The organism is Streptomyces sp. NBC_01446, assembly GCF_026340095.1.
Taxonomy (GTDB): Bacteria; Actinomycetota; Actinomycetes; order Streptomycetales; family Streptomycetaceae; genus Streptomyces; species Streptomyces aureus.
The window spans coordinates 8,096,384-8,118,172 of sequence record NZ_JAPEPO010000001.1 but is presented as its reverse complement, the minus strand read 5'-3'; the positions used below and the strand labels follow the sequence as shown (position 1 = coordinate 8,118,172).

The window sequence follows — 21,789 nt, the reverse complement described above, 5'->3', positions numbered from 1 at the left end:
ACCGTGGTCCGTCGCCGTTCACCGGCGTCAGCCGATCTCCACTCGGATCGAGTGGTAGCCACTCGCCCCGTCCGGTACGGGGTCGGCGCGATCCGCCGTCTGCGTCCGGCCCGTGCCGTCGGTCGCGCGGACCGTGAGTCGGTGTCCTCCGGAGGTCGCCTGCCACGGGTAGGACCACTGGCGCCAGGTGTCGCGGGTGTCCTCCGCCGCGAGGGTCGCCCGTTCCCAAGGGCCGTCGTCGACGCGGACCTCGACCTTCTCGATCCCGCGATGCTGCGCCCAGGCCACACCCGCGACCATGACCGTGCCGGCCTCGCGGCTCACGGAGGGCTTGGGGGTGTCGATGCGGGACTCCGTCTTGATGGGTGCCTGCTGGGCCCAGTCCCGTTTCACCCAGTACGCGTCGTAGTCGGCGAAGGTGGTGAGCTCGATGTCCTCGATCCACTTGCAGGCCGACACGTAGCCGTACAGGCCGGGGACGAGCATGCGCACGGGGAAGCCGTGTGCGAACGGCAGGGGCTGACCGTTCATCCCCAGCGCCAGCATCGCGTCGCGCCCGTCCATGATGTCCTCGACGGGGCTGCCGATCGTCATGCCGTCGACGGAACGCGCGACCAGCTGGTCCGCGGGGCCGCCCTTCGACGGGGGTCTGACGCCGCTCTCCGCGAGCACGTCCGCGAGGCGTACGCCGATCCAGCGGGCATTGCCGATCAGGGAGCCGCCGACCTCGTTCGACACGCAGGTGAGGGTGATGGCGCGTTCGATGAGCGGCCTTCGCAGCAGGTCGTCGAAGGTCAGGGTGACGGGGCGGGTAACGCCCTTGCCGTGGATCCGCAGCCGCCATTTCATCGCGTCCACCATCGGCACCACCAGAGCGGTGTCGACCCGGTAGAAGTCCTTGTTCGACGTGGTGAACGCGCCGATGCCGGGGATCGCCAACTGGGCGCCCGCCGGAGTGGGTCTTCCCGGAGACGCCGGAACGGGCAGTTTGACGCCGTTGCGTGAGGACACGGCGTTCACGTCCTGCGTGCCGCGCGACGACCGGGCCAGCAGCCCGGCGCCGGTGGAGATGACGGCGGCGGCCGTCGCGAGCGTGACGAACCCGCGCCGGTCCCATCCGGGTTCGGTGCTGCCCTCGGGTGGCTCCTCGGTCGGCGTGGAGCGCGCGCGTCCGCTGAGCGCGTACAGGAGCCAGGCACCCACCAGCGCGCCGACCACGGACGGCGCGGCGTCGGCGATGCCCGTCGAGTCGGGGCGCGTGGTGGCCGCCAGTGCGCCGATCACGCCGAACAGCAGGACGCCGGCAGATCCGACGCGGCGGTGGTGGACGGCGACGAGGCCCAGGACCACGGCGAGGACGGCCAGCACGGCAAGGATGCCGAGCTGCAGAACGAGCTTGTCGTGCGTTCCGAAATTCCGGATCGCCCAGTCCTTGAGCGCGGTCGGCGTGCGGTCGATGGCGGCGCCTCCCACGGCCACCACGGGGCTCGCCTGGGGACGGACGACGGCCGCCGTCAGCTCGGCGGCGGCCAGGGCCGCGTAACCGGCCAGCAGTCCGCTCAGCGCGCCGAGGCAGGCACGCCGCCGCGCACCGCGCCGCCCCCGGAAATTCCGGTTCTCGCCCGATCCAGAAATGGGGAAACCTTCCTCGCGGCATGCCGCCGCACCCTCGAGCTTCGTCAGCCCGACCATGCTGGAGGCGATCCCGCACGCATTCAAGCGGACATGCGTGCGCGTACGGGCGCAAAAGCCGCGGGAACGCGTCAGGCCGCGTTGTCCCTGAGTCCCCTCCCCTGCCGGTGCCTGCGGACGATGTCCGCGTAGCGGTGGCCGCTGCCCTTGATGGTGCGGCGCTGCGTCTTGTAGTCGACGTGGACGAGGCCGAAGCGCTTGTCGTAGCCGTAGGCCCACTCGAAGTTGTCGAGGAGGGACCAGGCGTAGTACCCGGCGAGCGGTGCTCCCTTGCGGGCGGCGGAGGCGCAGGCCGCGAGGTGGTCTTCCAGGTACTCGACGCGTCCGGGGTCGTCGACGGAGCCGTCGGGCCGTACGACATCGGGGAAGGCGGAGCCGTTCTCGGTGACGTAGAGCTTGCGGGCGCCGTACTCGTGGGTGAGCCGCAGGAGCAGGGTCTCGATACCGCTCGCGTCGATCTCCCAGTCCATGCCGGTGCGCGGGACGCCGAGGCGGCGCACCTCGCGGGCGTGCGGGGCGGGGCCCGTGGGGTCGTCCGCGACGATGGCCGGCATGTAGTAGTTCAGGCCGAGCCAGTCGAGCGGGGCGGCGATCGTCTCCACGTCGCCTGCCTGCTCGGGTAGTTCGACCCTGTAGACGTCGCGCATGTCGGCGGGGAAGCCGCGGCCGTGGACGGGGTCGAGCCACCAGCGGTTGGTGTGGCCGTCCATGCGGTGGGCCGCCGCGAGGTCCTCGGGCCGGTCGGTGGCTGCCTGGACGGTGGAGAGGTTGTTGACGATGCCGATGCGCGCGTCGGGCGCCGCGGCGCGGATCGCCCGGGTGGCGAGGCCGTGGCCGAGCAGCAGGTGGTACGAGGCGCGGACAGCGGCGGTCAGGTCGGTGAACCCGGGGGCCATACGGCCTTCGAGGTGGCCGATCCAGGCCGAGCACAGGGGTTCGTTGAGGGTGGCCCACTGGGTGACGCGGTCGCCGAGGCGTTCGGCGACGACGGTGGCGTAGTCGGCGAAGTGGTTCGCCGTGTCCCGCTCGGGCCAGCCGCCGCGGTCCTGGAGGGTCTGCGGGAGGTCCCAGTGGTAGAGGGTGACGGACGGCTCGATCCCGGCTTCGAGGAGGCCGTCGATCAACTGATCGTAGAAGTCGAGGCCCTTGGCGTTGACGGGGCCGTCGCCGCCGGGCACGATCCGCGGCCACGCCAGTGAGAGCCGGTAGGCATTGGTGCCGAGCTGCTTCATCAGCGCGATGTCCTCGCGCCAGCGGTGGTAGTGGTCGCAGGCGACGTCCCCGTGGTCGTCGCCTGCTACCTTGCCGCTGGTGTGCGAGAAGGTGTCCCAGATCGAGGGGGCACGGCCGTCCTCGGCGACGGCTCCCTCGATCTGGTAGGCGGAGGTGGCCGTGCCCCAGGCGAAGTCCTTCGGGAGAGCGGCGAAGTCGATGGGCTTGGACACTGACGTCCTTTCGGGCGAGGGGTCGGCGACACGGTCCGGGGTACTGCTCACTTCACGGCCCCGGCGGTCAGGCCGGCGACGAGGTAGCGCTGGAGCAGCAGGAATCCGGCGACCACGGGGATGCTCACGACGAGCGAGGCGGCCATGATCTGGTTCCAGTACACGTCGTTCTGGGTGGAGTAGTTCTGGAGGCCGACGGCGAGGGTGCGGGTGGCGTCGGTCGTCAGGACGGACGCGAAGAGCACTTCTCCCCAGGCGGTCATGAAGGCGTACACCGCGACCGCGACGATGCCGGGGATCGCCGCCGGGACGACGACGCGGAACAGCGCCTTGAGGGGTCCGCAGCCGTCCACCATCGCGGCCTCGTCGAGGTCCCTGGGGACCGATTCGAAGTACCCGATGAGCATCCAGATCGAGAAGGGCAGGGAGAACGTGAGGTAGGTGAGGATCAGTCCGCCGCGTGAGCCGAACAGGGCGATCCCGGTGGACTGGCCGATGTTGACGTAGATGAGGAACAGCGGCAGCAGGAAGAGGATGCCGGGGAACATCTGGGTCGACAGGACCGTCACCGTGAAGACGCGCTTGCCGCGGAACTGGTAGCGGCTGACCGCGTAGGCGGCGAAGACGGCGATCACGACGGAGCAGACCGTCGCGGCGCCGGCCACGATCAGCGAGTTCCAGAAGTACTTCGCCAGCGGGACGGTTTTCCAGATGTCGAAGTAGGGCTGGATGGTGAGCCCGCTGGGCATCCAGCGGAACTTGCCCGACACGTCCTCCAGCGGTTTGAGCGAGCTGGAGATCATGACGTAGACGGGCAGCAGGACGAAGCCCGTGAGCAGGGTCAGGAAGATCCGGCGGGACCAGATGAAGGAGCGCGGGGACGCCATGGGCGAGCGCGGAGCGCCGCGGGGGACGGTGGGGCTAGCCACGGGAGGCCTTCCTCCCTCGTGAGGTGAGCACCAGGTAGATCCCCGTCACCAGGAGCAGGAACAGCAGCAGGAGTACGGACATGGCCGCGCCGGTGCCGAAGTTCCAGGTGGCGAAGGACGACTGGTAGATGTGCACGGAGATGAGATCGGCCGCCTCGGGCGCCGCCCGCCCGAACAGCACGAACGGTGTGTTGAAGTCGTTGAACGTCCACAGGAACAGGACGAGTACGAGCACCTGGTTGACCGGGCGCAGTGAGGGAAGGGTGATGCGCCGGATCTGCTGCCAGATGCCCGCGCCGTCCATGGCGGCGGCCTCGTAGAGCTCCTTGGGGATGTTCTGGAGGCCGGCCATCACGATCAGGAACGCGAACGGCCAGCCCTTCCACACCGAGACGGTCAGCAGTGCGAAGAAGCTGTTGTCGCCGATGAGCCAGAAGGGATGCCCGTCGGCGAGTCCGAGCTGGTCGTGGAGTACGTGGTTGACCAGGCCGTTGTCCCTTTGGAACATGAACGCCCAGGTGATCACGGCCGCGTAGACGGGCAGCGCGTACGGCACCAGGAACAGGGTCCGCAGGAAGCCGCGTCCGGTGAACGTCTCCTGCATGAAGACGGCCGCCGCCGTGCCGAGGAGCCAGCACAGGCCGACCGACATGAGCGTGAAGACGCAGGTGATCCAGAACGAGTGGAGCAGGGCCTTTCCGACGGGTTCGTTGAAGTCGACGGCCACGTCGAAGTTGCCGAGGCCGGTCCAGGGAGCCGCGCTCCAGTCCCGCAGGAAGTTCTGGGTCAGCTCCTTGAACGCCATGACGAAGCCGATGGCGATCGGCAGCAGGTGGACGAGGATCTCTAGCAGCAGCGCGGGGAGCAGCAGCAGGTACGGCAGCCCCAAGCGGCGGATGCGCCCGGGGCGGCGCGGCCTGCGCGTCGCCCCGGGGGTGTCCTCACGCACCGCCGGATCCCCCTTCGGGGAGTTCACGAGGGTGGTCATGGGCACATCACTCACTGACTGGCCATCTGCTGCTGAGCCTTGGTCAGCTCGGCCTTGACGTCAGCCGTCGAGAGCTTCTTTCCGTTCGCGGCCTGGGCGAAGAGGTTCTTGACCGCGGTACCGACGGAGGTCTCGAACTGGGACTCGTTCGACACCTGGGGCAGCGCGGTGGCGCTGGTCGCGAGGGTCTCGCGCAGCACCTTGAGCTCCGGCCGGTCGAAGGCCGGGTCGCTCTGGGCGGCCTTGACCGGCGGGATGGAGCCGTAGGTCTTGCAGAGCAGCTTCTGCTCGGCGTCACTCGTCATGAACTTCACGAACTTCAGGGAGCCGTCGGTGTTCTTGGTGTTCTTGAAGACCGCGAGGTTGATGCCCGCCACCATCGAGTTCGTGGCCTTGCCCGCGCCGGGCGCACCCGACTGGACCGGCACCGGGGCGACGCCCCACTCGTCGTCCTTCATACCCTGCGACTTGAACGTGGTGGCCGCGGCCTGCCACAGCACCATGGCGGTCTTGCCCTTGGAGAAGTCGCTGAGGGACTGGTTCTTCGCGTACTCGGCGTTGCCGGGGGCGATGATCTTGTTCGTGGCCATCATGTCGACGTACTGCTTGACGGCCGCGACGGCGGCGTCGTTGGTGAAGTCGGCCTTGCCGTCCGCGGTGAAGAAGTCGCCGCCGTGCTGCTTGGCGAGGACGAACACCTGGTGGATGTTGTTGGACAGGTTGGAGCCCTCGGCGCCGAGTCCCCACTTGCCGCCCTTGGATATCTTCGCGCCGTCCGCGGTGAGTTCGTCCCAGGTCTTCGGCGGCTCGGCGATGCCGGCTTCCTTGAACATCGCCTTGTTGTAGTAGAGCGCGTAGGCCATCGAGTAGAGCGGTACGGCTGCCGGGTCCTTGCCCTGCGCGCCCGTCGAGCCGAGCGCCGACTCGACGAAGCGGTCCTTGCCGCCGACCTTGTCGAAGTTCTTCCGGTCCCACGGGAGAAGGGCGCCGGTCGCCTGGAGCGAGGACGACCAGGTGTTGCCGATGTTGAGGACGTCGGGGCCTTCGCCCGAGGTGGTCGCCGTGAGGATGCGGGTGAGCAGGTCCGACCAGGGGACGACCTCCAGCTTGACCTTGATGCCGGTCTGCTTCTCGAACTTGTCGAGTTCGGGCTGGAGGATCTTCTTGTCGGCCTCGACGTTCGGCCCCTGGTTGGACGCCCAGTACGTGAGGGTCTTGGGCGACTCGTTCGATCCCTCACTGGATGAACCCCCGCCGCAGGCGGTCGCGGCGGCCAGCAGGGAGACGACGACCGCGCTACTGGCGAGTGCTCGAATTCTTCGCATGGCTCCAGGTGTCCCTTCCTCAGGAGCGTCCAAGCCGGGGCGCGGGTCTGCAGGCCGAAGCGCTCGGCGTTCAGTTCCTGAAGTCACCCACGACTTAATTTAGGCTGTGAGTTAAACCGCGCGGAAAGGTCGCGTCAAGGGTTTCAGCAGGGGTACCTTGCATCTGTCGCAGGTCAGGAAGGAGCCCAGATGGATCGGCTGAGCAGACGCACGGTGAGTGACCTGCGCAGAGCCAACCGCGCGGTGATACTGCAACAGTTGTATTTCGACGGCCCGACGAGCCGCCAGGCACTCGGCCCTCTCACGGGTCTGAGTTCAGGATCCGTCAGCAACGTCGTGGCCGAACTCGCCGCCGACGGCCTGGTGGAGGAGGCGGGCAGCCTGGACTCCGACGGCGGCCGGCCGCGCATCCTGCTCCGCGTCAGCCCGCGCAGCGGCAACCTGATCGGCATCGACGTCGGCGAGACCCGCGTCCGCGTGGAGGTCTTCGACGTGACCCTCACCGAACTCGCCCGCGCCGACATCCCGTTGACGGGCGACGGGTACGACGTCGCCGTCATCGTGGAACACATCCGCAGCGGCATCGAACGGGTACTCGCCGAGGCCGGCGTGCCGGCCGACGACCTTCTCGGGATCGGCATAGGCGTCCCCGGCGTCGTCGAACGAGTCCCCGAGTCCGGGGCCGTGGTCCACTGCCAGACCATCGGCTGGGACGCGGTCCCCCTGGAGGCGCTGCTGCGAGAGTCCTCCCAACTCCCGTCCACAGTCCCGTACTTCATCGACAACGGTGCGAAGACGCTCGGACAGGCGGAGATGTGGTTCGGCGCCGGACGCGGTGCGCGCAGCGCCGCGATCGTCCTCTTCGGCACCGGGGTCGGCGCCTGCCTCTTCGCGGACGGCAAGGGGCGGGCGCTGGAGTGGGGCCACCTGACGGTGCAGGCCGGCGGGCGGACGTGCCGCTGCGGCGCGCCGGGCTGCCTGGAGGCGTACGCGGGGGCCGAGTCCGTACTGGAGCGGTGGCGCGAGGCGGGTGGACAGCCGCCCCGACACGTCGACGAGGAGACCCAGTTGACGGCGCTGCTCGCCGCCGCCTGCCCGACCGACGGGACCGACCCCGACCCGGTGGCCTACGAGGTGATGGCCAAGACGGCCGAATACCTGGGCGCCGGACTGTCCGACCTGATCAACCTCTTCCAGCCGGAGCGCATCCTGATCGGCGGCTGGGCCGGGCTCCAGTTCGGCTCCCGTTTCCTCGACGACGTCCGGAAGCACACCACGAAGTACGCCCTGTCCTACCCGGCCGGAAAGGCCACCATCGCACTGGGCAAGCTGGGCCCCGACGCGGTCACCGTCGGCGCGGCGACCCTTCCCCTGGAGGACTTCTTCGCCCGCGGCGGCCGCCGCGACACCCCGGCCCAAAAGCCGACACCGCCCGCCTGGCGCACGGCACTCGAGGGCCGCGTTCTCGGGTGACCCGCGCCCGGCTTCGTCACGCGGCGGCCGAACGGTGCGCGAGGTCTTCCAGCAGCGCCACCGCCTCTTGCGCCCGCTCGTGCGGGACGAAGAGGTGGTCGTGGTGGAACCCCGCCACGACGTTGCAGCTCAGGCCCGCGGTGGCGAGCTCCTGGGCGACGGCTGCGGTCAGGCCCACGGCCTCCAGCGCCGAGTGGACGCGCAGGGTGATCCACCCCGCCACGTAGTCGTGGGCGAGACCTGCCGTGTCGGCCTCCTCCAGCGGGACCACCAGCGTCAGGGCCTCCCGCTCGGCGACGGTCACCACGGGGGTGACGCCGGGCGGAATCGCACCGTCGACGGTGGTGAAGACTTGACTTGCTCCTCGGGCTGAAGCCCGGGGATTCTGGCCTTCCCTGATGTTGCTGCGCCGCTACGCGACGCGGGCGGCATCGGGGAGTCCGTGGCTTCCTGTTTCGCTGCGCTGTGCCACGACCGGGGCCGTGGTCTTACCTGCGCTCCACAGGCTGTGACCACCGAGTCCGGCGGCCTTTTTCACGTTGATCGCGGAGTTGATGTCCCGGTCGTGCACCGTATGGCAGCCGGGGCAGGTCCACTCGCGAATGTGCAGGGGCTTGGCGCCATCGATACGACCACAGACGTGACAGGTCTGGGACGTGGGAACGAACCGCCCGATCTTGATCAGGGTGCGTCCGTAGCGCTGGGCCTTGTACTGGAGCATGGTCACGAACTGGGACCAGCCCGCATCGTGCACACTCTTAGCCATCCGGGTGCGCGCCAGCGCCCTGACCGCCAGATCCTCCACACCGATCGCTTGGTTATCGCAGATCAGCTTCGTGGAGAGCTGGTGGTGGAACTCGCGGCGCGCATCGGCGACGGCCGCGTGGCCGCGGGCGACTTTGAGGCGGGCCTTCTCGCGGTTGCTGGATCCCTTCTGCTTGCGGGCCAGGTTGCGCTGGGCCTTTTTGAGTTTCTTCTCCGCGCGGCGCAGGAACCGCGGGTTTTCGATCTTTGTGCCGTCGGAGAGGATCGCGAAGTGCTTCAGGCCCAGGTCGATACCGGTCTGGTGGCCGGGGCCGGCGGGCCCGAAGCGCTCCAGGTCGGCGGCAGGGTCGGTGTCGATGACAAAGCTGGCGAAGTACCGTCCGGCACTGTCCTTGATGACCGTGACCGACGAGGGCACCGTGGGCAGGGTGCGCGACCACCGCACCCTCACCTCACCGATCTTGGGGAGCAGGAGGTGTCCGGCGCCGGTGAGTTTCCAGCGGGCGTTCGCGGTGAACCGGATCGCCTGGCGGGTGTCTTTGCGGGACTTGAAGGACGGCTCCCCGAGCCTGGGGCCCTTGCGCTCGCCCTTGAGGGAGGCGAAGAAGTTGCTGTACGCGGCCTCGGCATCCCGAAGGGACTGCTGCAGGACGACCGCGGACACCTCGCCCAGCCAGGCCCGCTCCGGGGTCTTCTTCGCCTCGGTGATCAACCGGCGGGACAGTTCGCCGGCCCTGGGGAAGGGCAGCTTGTTCTCGCGGGCGGCACGCCGGGCACGCACGGCGTCGTTGTAGACGACGCGGGCGCAGCCGAACGCCCGGCCCAGAGCGGCCTGCTGGCCGCGGGTCGGGTACAAGCGAAAGCTGTACCTCAGCTGCATGAACGGAAACCGTACCCGGCACGGTGATGCCGGGCAGAGGGAAGATCCATATTGATCACCGACGCCTGCTTGTGATCACGTGTGCGCCGACACCGAGCAGGGCAATGCCCTTCTCTGATCTCACGAGTTCGCCTGTGCCCCAGGCCGTGTCCAGCTCCGCCGGAAGGCAACCACGCCGCTTTGCGGCAGCCCTCACCTGCTACGCGCTGGTCCGCGCCGCGGCCCGCAACACTGCGCCGCTCCGCGCCGCTGCCACATGATTCGCTTCACCCCCGGCGTCAACGCCGGAGCACTGCGGATGAAGCCGGTAGCGCTCGGGATTCAGCTCCGGCTGCATGCCGCTCAGCAGTGCCCGCAGGTCTCTCTCGCCACTCGTGATCACCAGAGTAGGCGGCGCGCACGATCGCGCACGCCGCACGGCTGCGGACGCCCGCATCCCTCGCATCTTCTTGCCTGCTGATGCGGCTCACCTTCGCCGCCGACACCGGGTGGCTCCCGCCGCGTAGCTCTCCGAACTGGAGGCGTACACCGGTCAATGACGCGGGAGGCCCGGGGCCGGCCCCACCGAGGCGAAGTCAGCCCGCCGGTGGGTCCGGCAGGGGCCGGTTGGGCGCCATGGCCCAGCGCACCAACGAAGTGACGCCGCGGCCCAGCGGGCGGACGGCAACGGTGTCGACCAACGGAAGCCGCGGCAGGCGAAGTTCCGCCGCCGCCCAACTGGGCAGCAGCGAAACGGCGTTCGCGGCGAGAACCCCGTACGGGAGCCGGGCGACCAGCGGCACCGGTGGGTCGAGGAGGAGGAAGCGGGCGGCGCCGCGCGCCTCCGGTGTCGCACGCAGCTCACGCCGGTACGCCGTGAACCGCTCGGCGAGCTCCTCCCGGTTCGTGGGCGGCTCCAGGACTCCGAGCGCGGTGGCCACGCGCGCCGCGTCGGCGACGTATCCGTCGTACTCGTCGCCGGTCAGCGGGTGGGCGCCGTACCGCTGATGAGCGCGCAGGAAGCTGTCGACCTCCGCGATGTGGACCCAGCCGAGCAGATGCGGGTCCCCCGCGTGGTAGGCCTCGCCGTCAGCGGTCACCCCGCGCACCCGGGCGTGGACGGCCCGCACCCGGTCGCAGGCCTCTTGGGCACCTTCGGCGGGGCCGTATGTCGTCATCGCCAGGAAGGTGCTCGTGCGCTGGAGCCTGCCCCAGGGGTCGCCGCGGAAGCCCGAGTGGGCGGACACGGCGGCCATGGCGAGGGGGTGGAGCGACTGGAGCAGCAGGGCCGAGATCCCGCCGATGAACATGGACGCGTCCCCGTGCACCGTGCGGATGGGGCGGTCCGGGCCGAACCAGCGTGGTCCGGGGGTCTGGTGGATGCGGACGCGGTTCTTCGGGCCCTCGGGGCCCGCGACACGGGCGAAGAGGTTCTTTCCCAGCCGCTCCTGTACTCCGCGGCCGTCCGGTCCGGTCAGTCTCATGATGACGTGACGTCCCTTCGGATGCGCGTATCCAGCCTACTTTGTCCAGTCGTGGCAGGTCGGGGGTGTCCGTCCCGGCCACCCGGGGAGACTTCGCGGCGGTGGTGCGGCAAGGATGGGGTCATGATGCAGCATTCCGGCGGCCAGGAGGAACGGCCTTGAGCGCAACGATCCGCACCGTGTCCTATCCCACCGGCAGGGAGCACAAGCCTCTCGACATCCACAACTCGCCCCAGGCCGACGGTCCTTGTGTCCTTCTGTGGCACGGCATCGGGACCGACGAGCGCGACGTGATGGTCCCGCTGGCCCAGGACATCGCCGAACTGGGCCTCACCGTCCTCGTCCCCGACTGGCGTTCGGACACCCCCGACGAGGGCCGCGCGCATCTCACCGATTCGCTGCGGTTCGCCCACGACTTCGCCGGCGACTCCCGGCAGGTGGTCGTCGCCGGCTGGTCGGCGGGTGCGGGTGCCGCGCTGGGGGTGGCCCTGGACCCGGAGCTGGTCGATGGCCGGCCACCCGCCGCGGTCGTCGGGATCGCGGGCGGCTACCGGCGCCCGGCCCGTACCACGGGAGTCGTGCCCCTTCAGGCGCTCGGGCGCGCGACGGCACGTGTGCCCGTACGCCTCGTGCACGGCACGGACGACGCCTCCGTCTCCGTCGACTCCTCGCGGGAACTGCACGAAGCGCTGCGCGCGCACGGCTGGGACTGCGCACTCAGCGAACAGGCCACCGATCACGCCGGGGTGCTCGGCTGCGTGTACGACCCGGCGGCGGGCCGCTGCGTCGCCGGTTCCTCCGTCCGCGGCTTCGGCCTGGCGACGGCCCAGGTGGTGGCGGCCGTCGCCCGGTCGGTGTAGCCCGGGGATCCGGCGGCCGTCAGCCACCACTCCCCTATGAGGACGCCGTCACTGGTCGCGGCGCAGCAGGTCCTCGTACGTCTCGCGGCGGACCACCGCGCGGGCCTCGCCGTCGTGGCAGAAGACGACCGGGGGGCGGCGGGCGCCGTTGTAGTTGTTGGAGATCGAGTAGCAGTACGCGCCGGTGACCGGTACCGCGATCAGGTCGCCGACGGCCGGTGCCCGCAGCGGTACGTCACGGATGAGGGTGTCGCCCGACTCGCAGTGGCGGCCGACCAGGTCGCAGGGCTCGCCGCCGCCGACGCGGGAGGTGACGGTCGCCTCGAAGCGCTGGCCGTACAGCATCGGTTCGAGGTTGTCGCCCATGCCGCCGTCGACGGCGACGAGGGCGCGGGGACGGCCCCGTTTGACGGTGACCGCGCGGTAGAGGGTGAGCGCCGACTCGGCGACCAGGGACCGCCCGGGCTCGATGATCAGCCGGGCGTTCGCGGGGAGGTGGGCGCGGGCGGCGTCGGTCAGGGTGCGTACGTACTCGTCGACCGTCGGCGCCTGGTCCGCGTACGTGTAGCGGACGCCCAGGCCGCCACCCAGGTCGTACACGGCGTGCTCGCCCAGCTCGCCGAGGGAGGCGATGGCCTCGACGGCGCGGGCGAACGGGGCGGTGTCGAGGAGCTGCGAGCCGACGTGGACGTGCACGCCGTCGAGGCGCAGCCGGTCACTGGCGCGCAGCAGGGCCGCGGCGCGCACGGCGTCGGGCACGGAGAGGCCGAACTTGGAACCGGCGTGGCCGGTGGCCATCGCCTCGTGGGTGTCAGCCTCGACGTCCGGGATGACACGGATCAGGACGCGCTGCTCGTCCGTGACGATCTTCTCCAGGCGGTCGATGTCGTCGAAGTTGTCGATGACGATCGTGCCGGCTCCGGCGCCGACCGCCATGGCGAGTTCCTCGTCGGTCTTGGCGTTGCCGTGGACCACGAGCCGGGCCGGGTCGGCGCCCGCGGCGAGCGCGGCCACGAGCTCCCCGCCGCCGGCGACGTCCACGCCGAGCCCCTCCTCGACCATCACCCGGACGACGGCGGTGCACGGGAAGGACTTCGAAGCGAAGACGACTTGTCCGTTCGGCCAATGGCGGCTCAGGGCGTCCACGTACTCGCGCGCACGGGCCCTGAGAGCACCCTCGTCGACGATGACGGCCGGGGTGCCGAAGCGTTCGGCGAGGTCGTCGAGGCGGCATCCGCCGACGATGATCTCGCCGTCCGGGGCGAGATCTGTCCCCTTCGGGAAGAGTTCGACGATGTCTGGGGTGGCGGTCGTGGCGCTCATGGGCGATGGCTCCTGTCCCTGGTCGATGGGCCTATCCTGACGGCTTCCCCCGTCGCCTTCACCGGTGTCCCGCCCCAGGAATCGAGGCCCTTGTTGTCTGATCGGACAATCCCCGACGGCCGGGCCGCGGGGTCCTTGCGCTTCCTGGTCGGCTCCACCGGTCCCCTCCGCGTACTCGCAGCGCCCGGTGGCCTCGACGTCCCCGTGCGCGGCACGGTCATCCACGACCCGGGCGACCCGCTGCCCGCGGCCCCGTCGGCACTGCTGCTGCTCGTCGGCGCGGACGTGGCCGATCCGCGTACGGGCACCGTGCTGCGCCGCGCGGCGGCGCAGGGATACGCGGGGGTGGTCGTCAAGTGCCGTGGCCAGGAGGCGGATCGGCTGACTGCCGAGGCCGAGCGGTGCTCCCTGGCGGTGCTTGCCGCCGGGGACGCGATGCCGTGGCGGTATGTGGATGCGGAGATCGGCTGCGCGCTCGCGGCGTACGGGGTGGGTGACCTGTCCCCGTCGGCCCCCGCCGGAAGCGAGGAGCTGTTCTCGCTGGCCGACGCGGTGGCCGCGGTGGTGGGCGGTTCGGTGGCGGTCGAGGACCTGGACCAGCATGTCGTCGCCTACTCGAACGTCCCCGGTCAGCGCATCGACAGTCTGCGCGAGCGCGGCATCCTGGAGCGGCGGGTTCCTGACGACCCGGGACAGCGGCAGCAGTACCGCGACGTGCTGGCGGCCGACGGCGTGGTTCGGTTCCCCCGGGCCCGCGACGAGCTGGCGCGTGCGGCGGTCGCGGTGCGGGCGGGGACGCTGCCACTGGGGACGCTGTGGGCGATCGAGCCGGAGGGCGGCCTGTCGGAGCAGGCCGAGTCGGCGTTGCGGGACGCGGCGCGGCTGGCGGCCCCGCACCTGCTGCGCGCGCTGAACGCGACGGAGACCGAGCAGCGCATGCGCCGGGACACCCTGCGCGCGCTCCTGGAGGGGTACGGACCGCCGGCAGACGAGGCGGCGGCGCGGCTCGGGCTCGGCCAGGGGGAGAAGGTGTGCCTGGCCGCGTTCGCCCCGGACGAGGGCAGCGCCCTCATCGCCCACCTGGAGTCGTCCCTGGTCCGGTACTGCGCGGCGCATCTCCCGTCGGCGACGGTGACGGCGTCGGCACGTGCGGTGTACGTGCTGCTGACCTCGCTCTCGCCCGCCGCCGCGCGGCGGTTCGCGGACGGTGCGCTGGGAACCGTACGGGCTGCCCTCGGTACGCCGGTGCGGGCCGTGGTGACGCGGGCGTACCCGGATCTGCTGCGGGCCGGTGCGCTGCGGCGCGAGGCGGACGACATCCTCCGGGCCACCGACGGCGGGCGGGCCGGCGCGCCCGCGGCCACCGCGGAGGACGTACGCCATGTCGTCCTGCTGAACCGGCTTGCCGACGAGCTGCGTCGGGAGCCGTGGCTGCGGCTGCCCGGGGTCGCCGCGCTGCTGGCGCACGACGCGGAGCAGGGCACCGACTACGCGGCGACGGTCACGGCCTGGCTGGACGCTACCGGCGACGTCGCGAGCGCCGCAGCCGGTCTGCGGGTGCATCCCAACACCCTGCGCTACCGGCTGCGGCGCGTTCGTGAACTCTTCGGCCTGGACCTCGACGACCGCGAGGTGCGGCTTGCCGCCTGGCTCGAACTCAGGCTTGCACAGCGGTAGTCGATGCCTCGGCCGCCGCGTGCTCGGGTGCGACGGCCCGCTCGCGCAGGGCGGAGTGGCGACGGCCGAACACCAGGTAGAGCGCCGCCGCGAGCACCAGCCACCCACCGAAGAGCGCCCACGTGATGCCGGGCAGCAGCCACGCGAGGTAGAGGCAGGACGCCGCGGACACGATCGGCACGACTGGATACAGGGGCACCTTGTACGGCCGCGGTGCGTCGGGGGCGATGCGGCGCAGGACGACCACGGCCGCCGCCACGGCCACGAACGCGACGAGGGTTCCCATGCTGGTCAGGTCGGCCAGGTACTGGAGCGGCACGAACGCGGCCAGCGCTCCGACGCCGGCGCCCACGATCCACGTATTGCCGACCGGCGTGTGCCGCTTGCGGTCGACACGGCGGAAGATCTCGGGGACGAGCCCGTCGCGGGCCATCGAGAAGAGGATGCGCGTCTGCCCGTACAGGGTCACCAGCACCACGCTGAAGATCGACACCACGGCACCGGCCGACAGCAGGACGACGGGCCACCCCGCGCCCGTGACGTCGCGCAGGATCTCGGCGAGGACCGCCTCGCCCGCGTCGGCCTGCGCACCGAACCGCCCGGCGGGCTGTGCGCCGACCGCCGCGAGGGACACCAGGATGTACAGCACCGTGACCGCGCCGAGCGTTAGGAGCAGCGCGAGCGGGATGGTGCGCCGCGGGTTGCGGACCTCCTCGCTCGCCGTGGCGACGGTGTCGAAGCCGACATAGGAGAAGAAGACGGCGGAGGCGGCAACCCCGATGCCGGACGCTCCGTGCGGCGCGAAGTCGGCGAAGTGACCGGCCCGGAACGCGGTGAACGCCACGGCGACGAACAGTACGAGGACGCTCAGCTTGACGCACACCATCACGGCGTTGAGGCGTGCGGACTCGCGTGTGCCGCGCGCCAGCAGCAGGGAACAGAGCAGCACCACGACGAGCGCCGGGATGTTCACCACTCCCCCGGCCCCCGGCGGCTGGCTGATCGCGTCGGGCAGCGTGAACCCGAAGAGCGCGTCGGTGAGTTCGTTGAGGTACTGCCCCCAGCTCACGGCCACGGTGGACACCGCGACGCCGTACTCGAGGATCAGGCACCATGCGACCAGATACGCCGCCCCCTCACCGAGGGAGGCGTAGGTGTACGAGTACGTGCTGCCCGCCACCGGGATCGCGCCGGCCAGTTCTACGTAACAGAGCGCCGCGAGTCCCGCGACCGCCGCCGCGACGACGAAGGAGAGCACCACGCCCGGTCCCGCCTTGGGGACCGCGGTGCCGAGCACGAAGAAGATGCCCGTGCCCACGACGGAGCTGATCCCCAGCAAGGTCAGCTGCGTCAGCCCCATACTGCGCCGCAGACCGCCGGGCCCCGAGGCCTCGCCCTCCGCCTCGCCGATCATGCTCTCCAGCGGATTACGGCGGCACAGTTGACGGGCCGTCACGCGCATGCGTCCTCCTGGATGTCCCACGCCCCGCGGTGGATCGCGAGGCGCTGCGGGGGATGCTGCGGCACCCGGACCGCGCGCTCAACGTCGGATCCGTACAAGACCGGCAGGACGCTTTGGCCAATGCGACAGATGCGCGAACCATGCGTCGTATCGCCGGAGGTGCGGGTGGCGACGCAGGTGAAAGCGCAGGTGAAAGCGCCTTCTCCGATAGGCAGTTGATGTCCGACTTTGTGCGGTGATTACGGCGTTCGGGTGCTGTGTCCGGCAGGACGCAACCAACCGGCGGCCCGGCAGCCTCCTGACCGACACAGTCCGACCGTCGTGAGGAAGTGCCATGAACTCTGCTGCCACCGTCCTGCCGACCCCCGACCTGGACGCGGGCGCCGACTTCCTGCTCCCGCTGCCCAACCCGGCGCAGCGCCTGGACCTGGCCCCGCCGGCCCCCACGTGCCTGACCCCCCGTGACCGGCACCGCCTCAGCCTGAACGCCACGCTCACCACCGCCGGGATCCCGCCCCACCCCGACGACATGAAGGCCATCGACGCGCTCAGCGCCCTCGACGACACCGTCGCGCTCGCCGTCCAGAGGTGGCTCATGTCGCGCCCCGCCGCTCTGCTCGGGTGACCTGAGACACCGCCCTGTCCCCGCCGCGGACGCCTTACAGCGGCTGGTCCATCCGCACCTGCATCGGCCGCAGCCCGATGGCCTCGTAGAACGGCCGTGCCGCGGCGTTGAACTCCCATACGCTCGCGACCAGGCGCCGGCATCCGGCTCGGCGTCCCACTTCACGGACGGCTTCCACCAGCGCCGCGCCGACCCCGCTCCGAGCGCTGGCGGGGTCCACGGCCAGGTGCTCCATGGAGACCACGGCGGCGGGCAGGGTGATCACGGATGCCTCTCGTCTCTCGACACGGCAGAACGTGTAGCCCACCACGTCGCCCCCGTCGGACTCGGCGACCAGGAGGGTCGCGGCTCCGTCCCTCAGCCATCCCCGGAAGCGCTCCGTCATCCCCGCCTGCGACGGCTCGTCGACGAACAGGTCCGGCCGGTGCTGCGCGTGCAGCCGCTGAACCATGCCGTTCAGACGGACCATGGCGTCGATGTCACCGGGGGTGGCCTCACGGATCGTCGTCATCACCCCATGGTCGTGAGAACCTCCCACGGCCACCAGCCGGATTCCGGCCTGGCGCGGCTCCCCCGCGCGCGGAGTGCTCCGGCGCTGATCACTCACGTGCCTGTGCCTGCTCACCTGCCTGTGCCTGCTCACGAGCCTCTGCCGGGCGCGCCGCGACGCCCCCGCGCCGGCTGCGCGGGGGCGTCGCGGCGTCGACGTGTCAACGCCTCAGGCTCGACTCGGCCACGCGCGCGGCGATGGCGTTCACCTCGTTCTGGGGCAGCCCCGCCTCGCACACGATGGTCACCACGCGACCGTCGTCCAGCGTGGCCCGCCGCACCCCGACGCCCAACGGCACAGACGGTTCCCGCCGCGTCTCCACTTCAAGTTCCTGCTCGGGCATGCGCGCTCCAACCCTCGACGAGAGGCCACGGTAAGCACAGCCGGGAACGAAGATCACGACAGCCACACAGGCGCATCACACAAACGAGCTCTCACGTTCCACGCAGACGGAGCACCCCGCCCGCCGGCCGTCAGGACGCCCGACGCACACCGGCGAAGACGGTGGTGGCCGAGAGCACGAACGCGTCGGGGCGTCGCAGGATGCCCTCCGGCGCCGCGTCGTCGAGCAGGACGTCGAGAGTCTTGCGGTCGTCGGCGTCCAGGGACTCGCTCATCACGTCGCGCAGCCGCGTCAGTTGGTTGTGCAGAAAGGTGCGGGCCGTCTCACCCAGGGGCGCCGGCAGGTCGAGCAGGTACGTGAAGCTGCCGACGTCCGTGAGTCCTGCCTCGGCGAGCATCGCGGGCCAGTCCTCGACCGTGCTGGTGCTGCCCGGCAGCTCGGAGCGCATCCGCTCGAACCAGTACTCCTGCAGGGCGTCGAGACGCGCCTGGAATCCCGGCTTGCCGATACCGATGTCGCGGGGGAGGCAGCGCATCGGCAGTCCGCCCTCGGCGACCGCGAGCATGCCGCCGGGCCGCAGCGCGCCGGTGAGCGCGTCCAGTACCCCCTGCTGATCACCGATGTGGTGCACGGCCTTGCTGCTCCAGATCAGGTCGGCCTCGCCGAGACCGCCGCCCGCGTGCCCGTCGCCGCCTTCCAGGTCGCCGGGCAGCTCCGCGTGCCGGATCGCCACCCTGTCGCCGAGTCCGAGCCGCTCGGCTCGGGCCAGAGCTCGGTCGAGGAGTGCGGGCGCGCCGTCCACCGCGACGACTTCGGCGTCCGGGAAGGCCTCGGCGAGCGCACAGGTCATCACGCCCGGGCCGCTGCCGATGTCGAGGATGCGGCGGACCTCCTTGTCCGGGCCGAGCAGTTCAGCGAGCCGGGCCGCCGTCTGCCCCAGGACAGGGAGATGCAGATCGCCGTTGTTCTCCAGCGTGTCGGCCATGGCCTCCCAGTCGATCTCGGTGCTGTCGGAACCGTGGTCATGCCCGTGCCCGTGACCATGCCCGTTCTCGTGTGCGTGGCTCTGCGCGGGATTGCTGTGTGTGCTCATGGCCAGGAGCGTGCACCCGTCGCGCGTGAACGGCAATCTGTGTTGCCATTTCCGGGACAGCCGGGTGAGATGCCCGCATGGACGATGTGGACGACACGAACAACATGGACGAACCAGTGCCCTATCAAGCGGTCCTCGACGAGGTGGCCCCGCGGCTGAGACGGCTGCGCGACCGGCGCGGTCTCACCCTGGCGGCGCTCTCGGAGGTCACCGGCATCTCCAAGAGCACTCTTTCCCGTCTGGAGTCCGGGCAGCGCCGCCCGAGCCTTGAGCTGCTGCTGCCGCTGGCCGGTGCGTACGGTGTGCCCCTGGACGAGCTGGTCGGCGCTCCCGAGGTGGGGGATCCCCGGGTCCGGCTCACGCCACGCCCGATGCCGAGCGGCGGCACGTTCGTGCCCCTGACGCGGTCGCCCGGACCTCTTCAGGCGTACAAGATGGTCATCGCCGACCGGGGATGCGAGCCGGATCTCCGTACGCACGAGGGCTACGAGTGGCTGTATGTGCTGGACGGCCGGCTGCGGCTCGTGCTCGCCGAGCACGATCTGGTCCTCGGCCCGGGCGAGGCCGCCGAGTTCGACACCCGGGTCCCGCACTGGTTCAGCAGCGCGGACGGCCGGCCTGTCGAACTCCTCAGCCTCTTCGGGCGCCAGGGGGAACGGATGCACGTCCGCGCCAAGCCCCACCGGTGAGCCGCCTCCCCCAGGAGAGCCCGGCGCCCGGCGCGGCTAAGGTTTTGATGTGTCGTCGTACAGCATTGGCCAGGCCGCGCGCCTGCTCGGGGTGAGTGGGGAGACCGTGCGTCGGTGGGCCGACAGCGGCCGGCTGGCCATGGGGCGGGACGGGACGGGGAACCGTGTGATCGACGGTGTCGGTCTCGCGCGGTTCGCCAAGAGCCGGGCCGCGGAGGCCGATCGGGGCGTGGCAGAGGCGCCGCGCACGTCGGTGCGCAACTCGTTCACCGGAATCGTGACGGCGCTCAAGGCCGACGACGTCGTGGCGCAGGTGGAGATCCAGGCCGGGCCGCACCGGATGGTGTCGATGGTGACGCGTGAGGCTGTCGAGGAGTTGGGCCTCGCCATCGGGGTCACCGTCACCGCGCGCGTGAAGTCGACGAGCGTGCACGTCGACCGCTCGTAGCCGGGGTCTCGCGGCTCAGCAGCGCGGCCCAGAGGTCGGCGCGGTCGTAGAGCCGGGAGAGGTCACGGCCGGTGAAGTGCTCGATGCGCTGGATGCGGTAGTGGACGGTGTTGACGTGCAGGTGCAGTACCTCCGCCGTACGCGCCCATGAGCCGTCGCAGGCGAGGAAGGTCTCCAGGGTCTGCAGCAGCACGGACGCGGACGCGTTGGTCTCGTCGAGCAAGGGGCCCAGCACAGTGCGGCTGAACGCGGCGCGCATCTCGGCGGGTACGCCGGTGAGCAGCGCTTCCAGGCCGGTGAGCGAGGCCGCGTCGGTCAGCCGCGAGGCGCCGGGCGTGGTGGTGCGGGCCGAGGTGAGGGCGTAACGGGCCTCGGAGAGCGCGCCGTTCAGGTTCCGGGGCGCGGCGGCCGGGGAGGCGATGCCCGCGTGCAGCGGGTCGGACGGCTCGCCGGCCGCGAGCAACGGCCATACGCCGGCCAGCGCTTCGTTCACGGTGTCCGGCCCTGCGACGACGGCGAACGCGGTGCCGTCGGGGAGCCGGCCCACGGCGGCGCCGGTGTGCGGGACGTGAGCGGCCGCCTCGGTCAGCGCGCCCTGCGCCCAGTCCTCACGCCCCGAGCCGACTTCGGCGACGACCACGCGGTACGGGCCCTCGTCGGGGAGCCCGCAGCCGCGCAGCGCGGCTTCGAGGGCCGCCTTGTCTGTGTCGGGCGCGGTGAGCAGCGTGCCGAGTTCGCGCACCGCGCGGTCCCCGTCGGCCCGGCGGCGGGCCCGGATCTCCTGGCATCGGCCGAGGACCTCCGCGATCTCGTGCAGCATGCGCGGTGGGGCGTGGTCGGCGTCGGGCACGTGCAGATGCCACCGCTCGTAGGGCGAGACCGTGTCGGTGTCGGCCTGGACGGGCACGGTGACGGACGCCCGGCCGAGTGCCGGACCGGCTTTGATTCCTGAGGAGTTGTGGCTGTTTCTCTGTGCGGGGGCCGTGTCTGTCGCGATCAGGGCGGCGGCGTCCCGCGTCGGGAGATCGGCCGAGGCGGCGGTGGCGGCCACGGTGCGTCCCGTCGGTGTGAGGACGTAGGCGACCGGCCGGTCGAGGTGGGCGAACGCGGCGTCGACGATCGCGGCCGGGTCCGCCTCCTGTGCCAGGAGCCGGCTCAGCGTGGTGCGTACGTTCTCGGGCAGGGCGTGGTGGCGGCTGAGTTCGCCCCACTGCTGGAGGTACACCGTGTCCGTGATGGCGCGGAACATGATGTGCGCCGGGACCGCCGCGACGGGGAGTCCGTGGCGGCGGCATGCTTCGACGAGGTCGTCCGGGACGGCGCCGTGCGTCTCCTCTCCCGCGAGGAGCACGGCCGCGCCGGCCGTGCGCAGCGCGGAGTCGAACCGGTCCGCCTTGGCCCGCCCGCTCCGCTGCGTCCACCACACCAGGCCGCTGAGGACGACCTCGGCCGGCCGCACGAAGCGGGCCGGGTCCTCCAGGTCGGTGACGGTCACGCCGCTGATCTCCTGCCGCAGGTGCGGGTCGTCGGCCCAGAGCAGGCGCAGGCCGAGTGACTCGTCCCTCAGGAGATGTTCGATGTGCATGTGCTCTGACTCCCTGTGTACCCGGGGACGCAGGAAAGCGGCACCCCCTTTCTCACATTCGCCAGGCGAGTGCGAGTTATCGCATCGTAAATGCCAGAGCACGCGAGCGAAATGGGTCTTGGTTGAACATCCAAGGACTCACCCCTCAGAGGTGGAGATTCCGTGCTGCGAACC

The 21,789-nt window shown here is 70.8% G+C and carries 19 protein-coding genes and 1 pseudogene; 6 read left to right on the top strand and 14 right to left on the bottom strand.

All coding sequences use genetic code 11. The features are described 5' to 3' along the window. Window positions 1-27: 27 nt before the first annotated feature. The 5 genes from OG456_RS36720 to OG456_RS36700 all read right to left on the bottom strand — a co-directional run bounded on the left by OG456_RS36720 (window position 28) and on the right by OG456_RS36700 (window position 6,379). Window positions 28-1,692 carry a sulfite oxidase gene (locus OG456_RS36720; protein ID WP_266568736.1) on the bottom strand — a complete coding sequence of 555 codons (1,665 nt, stop codon included), beginning with the start codon at window positions 1,690-1,692 and terminating at the stop codon, window positions 28-30. A 71-nt stretch (window positions 1,693-1,763) separates the two neighbouring features. After that, window positions 1,764-3,137, bottom strand: a complete 1,374-nt coding sequence (locus OG456_RS36715; protein ID WP_266568734.1) for a GH1 family beta-glucosidase — start codon at window positions 3,135-3,137, stop codon at window positions 1,764-1,766. Window positions 3,138-3,184: 47 nt separating this feature from the next. Beyond that, complete coding sequence (locus OG456_RS36710; protein WP_266569547.1) at window positions 3,185-4,024, bottom strand: carbohydrate ABC transporter permease; 840 nt, start codon at window positions 4,022-4,024, stop codon at window positions 3,185-3,187. A 34-nt stretch (window positions 4,025-4,058) separates the two neighbouring features. After that, a complete protein-coding gene (locus OG456_RS36705; protein ID WP_266568732.1) occupies window positions 4,059-5,054 on the bottom strand; it encodes a carbohydrate ABC transporter permease in 996 nt (331 codons plus the stop codon). A gap of 11 nt (window positions 5,055-5,065) precedes the next feature. Next, window positions 5,066-6,379 carry a sugar ABC transporter substrate-binding protein gene (locus OG456_RS36700; RefSeq protein ID WP_266568730.1) on the bottom strand — a complete coding sequence of 438 codons (1,314 nt, stop codon included), beginning with the start codon at window positions 6,377-6,379 and terminating at the stop codon, window positions 5,066-5,068. Between the two features lie 189 nt (window positions 6,380-6,568). Between OG456_RS36700 and OG456_RS36695 the strand changes: the two genes are divergently transcribed. Then, complete coding sequence (locus OG456_RS36695) at window positions 6,569-7,852, top strand: ROK family transcriptional regulator (RefSeq protein ID WP_266568728.1); 1,284 nt, start codon at window positions 6,569-6,571, stop codon at window positions 7,850-7,852. A 16-nt stretch (window positions 7,853-7,868) separates the two neighbouring features. Here OG456_RS36695 and OG456_RS36690 read toward each other — a convergent pair. The 3 genes and pseudogenes from OG456_RS36690 to OG456_RS36680 form a co-directional block, all read right to left on the bottom strand. Continuing rightward, window positions 7,869-8,204, bottom strand: a pseudogene (locus tag OG456_RS36690) (ACT domain-containing protein); the annotation flags it as partial. 60 nt (window positions 8,205-8,264) lie between these two features. Then, a complete protein-coding gene (locus OG456_RS36685; RefSeq protein WP_266568726.1) occupies window positions 8,265-9,497 on the bottom strand; it encodes an RNA-guided endonuclease TnpB family protein in 1,233 nt (410 codons plus the stop codon). A 575-nt stretch (window positions 9,498-10,072) separates the two neighbouring features. Next, window positions 10,073-10,960, bottom strand: a complete 888-nt coding sequence (locus OG456_RS36680; protein WP_266568724.1) for an oxygenase MpaB family protein — start codon at window positions 10,958-10,960, stop codon at window positions 10,073-10,075. A gap of 158 nt (window positions 10,961-11,118) precedes the next feature. Here OG456_RS36680 and OG456_RS36675 point away from each other — a divergent pair, with 158 nt between their 5' ends. After that, entirely contained in the window at window positions 11,119-11,820 is a 702-nt protein-coding gene (locus OG456_RS36675; protein ID WP_266568722.1) for an alpha/beta hydrolase, read from the top strand. A 48-nt stretch (window positions 11,821-11,868) separates the two neighbouring features. On the opposite strand, the gene lysA is transcribed toward OG456_RS36675, so the two are convergent. Next, the gene (gene lysA / locus OG456_RS36670) at window positions 11,869-13,143 is read right to left on the bottom strand and encodes a diaminopimelate decarboxylase (RefSeq protein WP_266568720.1); all 1,275 of its coding nucleotides are present in this window, start codon (window positions 13,141-13,143) and stop codon (window positions 11,869-11,871) included. Window positions 13,144-13,236: 93 nt separating this feature from the next. On the opposite strand from lysA, the gene OG456_RS36665 reads away from it, so the two are divergent. After that, window positions 13,237-14,820 carry a CdaR family transcriptional regulator gene (locus tag OG456_RS36665; RefSeq protein WP_266568718.1) on the top strand — a complete coding sequence of 528 codons (1,584 nt, stop codon included), beginning with the start codon at window positions 13,237-13,239 and terminating at the stop codon, window positions 14,818-14,820. On the opposite strand, the gene OG456_RS36660 is transcribed toward OG456_RS36665, so the two are convergent. Continuing rightward, complete coding sequence (locus OG456_RS36660; protein ID WP_266568716.1) at window positions 14,801-16,282, bottom strand: APC family permease; 1,482 nt, start codon at window positions 16,280-16,282, stop codon at window positions 14,801-14,803. The two genes, OG456_RS36665 and OG456_RS36660, sit on opposite strands and share 20 nt — an antisense overlap. 334 nt (window positions 16,283-16,616) lie before the next feature. Between OG456_RS36660 and OG456_RS36655 the strand changes: the two genes are divergently transcribed. After that, window positions 16,617-16,907, top strand: coding sequence for a hypothetical protein (locus OG456_RS36655; protein WP_266568715.1), 291 nt, complete (start codon window positions 16,617-16,619; stop codon window positions 16,905-16,907). Between the two features lie 34 nt (window positions 16,908-16,941). Here the strand turns inward: OG456_RS36655 and OG456_RS36650 are convergent, their stop codons facing one another. The 3 genes from OG456_RS36650 to OG456_RS36640 form a co-directional block, all read right to left on the bottom strand. Next, a complete protein-coding gene (locus OG456_RS36650) occupies window positions 16,942-17,418 on the bottom strand; it encodes a GNAT family N-acetyltransferase (protein WP_266568713.1) in 477 nt (158 codons plus the stop codon). Between the two features lie 199 nt (window positions 17,419-17,617). Further along, complete coding sequence (locus OG456_RS36645; protein ID WP_133305482.1) at window positions 17,618-17,800, bottom strand: hypothetical protein; 183 nt, start codon at window positions 17,798-17,800, stop codon at window positions 17,618-17,620. A 130-nt stretch (window positions 17,801-17,930) separates the two neighbouring features. Beyond that, window positions 17,931-18,893, bottom strand: coding sequence for a class I SAM-dependent methyltransferase (locus OG456_RS36640; protein WP_266568710.1), 963 nt, complete (start codon window positions 18,891-18,893; stop codon window positions 17,931-17,933). A gap of 104 nt (window positions 18,894-18,997) precedes the next feature. On the opposite strand from OG456_RS36640, the gene OG456_RS36635 reads away from it, so the two are divergent. Together OG456_RS36635 and OG456_RS36630 are read left to right on the top strand one after the other, a co-directional pair. Further along, window positions 18,998-19,582 (top strand): helix-turn-helix domain-containing protein, encoded by a 585-nt coding sequence (locus OG456_RS36635; RefSeq protein WP_266569545.1) that lies wholly within the window; start codon window positions 18,998-19,000, stop codon window positions 19,580-19,582. Window positions 19,583-19,631: 49 nt separating this feature from the next. Then, the gene (locus OG456_RS36630) at window positions 19,632-20,030 is read left to right on the top strand and encodes a molybdopterin-binding protein (protein WP_266568708.1); all 399 of its coding nucleotides are present in this window, start codon (window positions 19,632-19,634) and stop codon (window positions 20,028-20,030) included. Here OG456_RS36630 and OG456_RS36625 read toward each other — a convergent pair. After that, window positions 19,984-21,615 (bottom strand): helix-turn-helix domain-containing protein, encoded by a 1,632-nt coding sequence (locus OG456_RS36625; protein WP_266568706.1) that lies wholly within the window; start codon window positions 21,613-21,615, stop codon window positions 19,984-19,986. The genes OG456_RS36630 and OG456_RS36625 overlap by 47 nt on opposite strands. Between the last annotated feature and the right edge of the window lie 174 nt (window positions 21,616-21,789).

Excerpts from the sequence above, each read along its gene's own strand:
- OG456_RS36720 (WP_266568736.1), bottom strand. The coding sequence starts at position 1,692 with ATGGTCGGGCTGACGAAGCTCGAGGGTGCGGCGGCATGCCGCGAGGAA.
- OG456_RS36710 (WP_266569547.1), bottom strand. The coding sequence starts at position 4,024 with ATGGCGTCCCCGCGCTCCTTCATCTGGTCCCGCCGGATCTTCCTGACC.
- OG456_RS36705 (WP_266568732.1), bottom strand. The coding sequence starts at position 5,054 with ATGACCACCCTCGTGAACTCCCCGAAGGGGGATCCGGCGGTGCGTGAG.
- OG456_RS36700 (WP_266568730.1), bottom strand. The coding sequence starts at position 6,379 with ATGCGAAGAATTCGAGCACTCGCCAGTAGCGCGGTCGTCGTCTCCCTG.
- OG456_RS36695 (WP_266568728.1), top strand. The coding sequence starts at position 6,569 with ATGGATCGGCTGAGCAGACGCACGGTGAGTGACCTGCGCAGAGCCAAC.
- OG456_RS36685 (WP_266568726.1), bottom strand. The coding sequence starts at position 9,497 with ATGCAGCTGAGGTACAGCTTTCGCTTGTACCCGACCCGCGGCCAGCAG.
- OG456_RS36680 (WP_266568724.1), bottom strand. The coding sequence starts at position 10,960 with ATGAGACTGACCGGACCGGACGGCCGCGGAGTACAGGAGCGGCTGGGA.
- lysA (WP_266568720.1), bottom strand. The coding sequence starts at position 13,143 with ATGAGCGCCACGACCGCCACCCCAGACATCGTCGAACTCTTCCCGAAG.
- OG456_RS36660 (WP_266568716.1), bottom strand. The coding sequence starts at position 16,282 with ATGCGCGTGACGGCCCGTCAACTGTGCCGCCGTAATCCGCTGGAGAGC.
- OG456_RS36655 (WP_266568715.1), top strand. The coding sequence starts at position 16,617 with ATGAACTCTGCTGCCACCGTCCTGCCGACCCCCGACCTGGACGCGGGC.
- OG456_RS36650 (WP_266568713.1), bottom strand. The coding sequence starts at position 17,418 with ATGACGACGATCCGTGAGGCCACCCCCGGTGACATCGACGCCATGGTC.
- OG456_RS36645 (WP_133305482.1), bottom strand. The coding sequence starts at position 17,800 with ATGCCCGAGCAGGAACTTGAAGTGGAGACGCGGCGGGAACCGTCTGTG.
- OG456_RS36640 (WP_266568710.1), bottom strand. The coding sequence starts at position 18,893 with ATGAGCACACACAGCAATCCCGCGCAGAGCCACGCACACGAGAACGGG.
- OG456_RS36635 (WP_266569545.1), top strand. The coding sequence starts at position 18,998 with ATGGACGAACCAGTGCCCTATCAAGCGGTCCTCGACGAGGTGGCCCCG.
- OG456_RS36625 (WP_266568706.1), bottom strand. The coding sequence starts at position 21,615 with ATGCACATCGAACATCTCCTGAGGGACGAGTCACTCGGCCTGCGCCTG.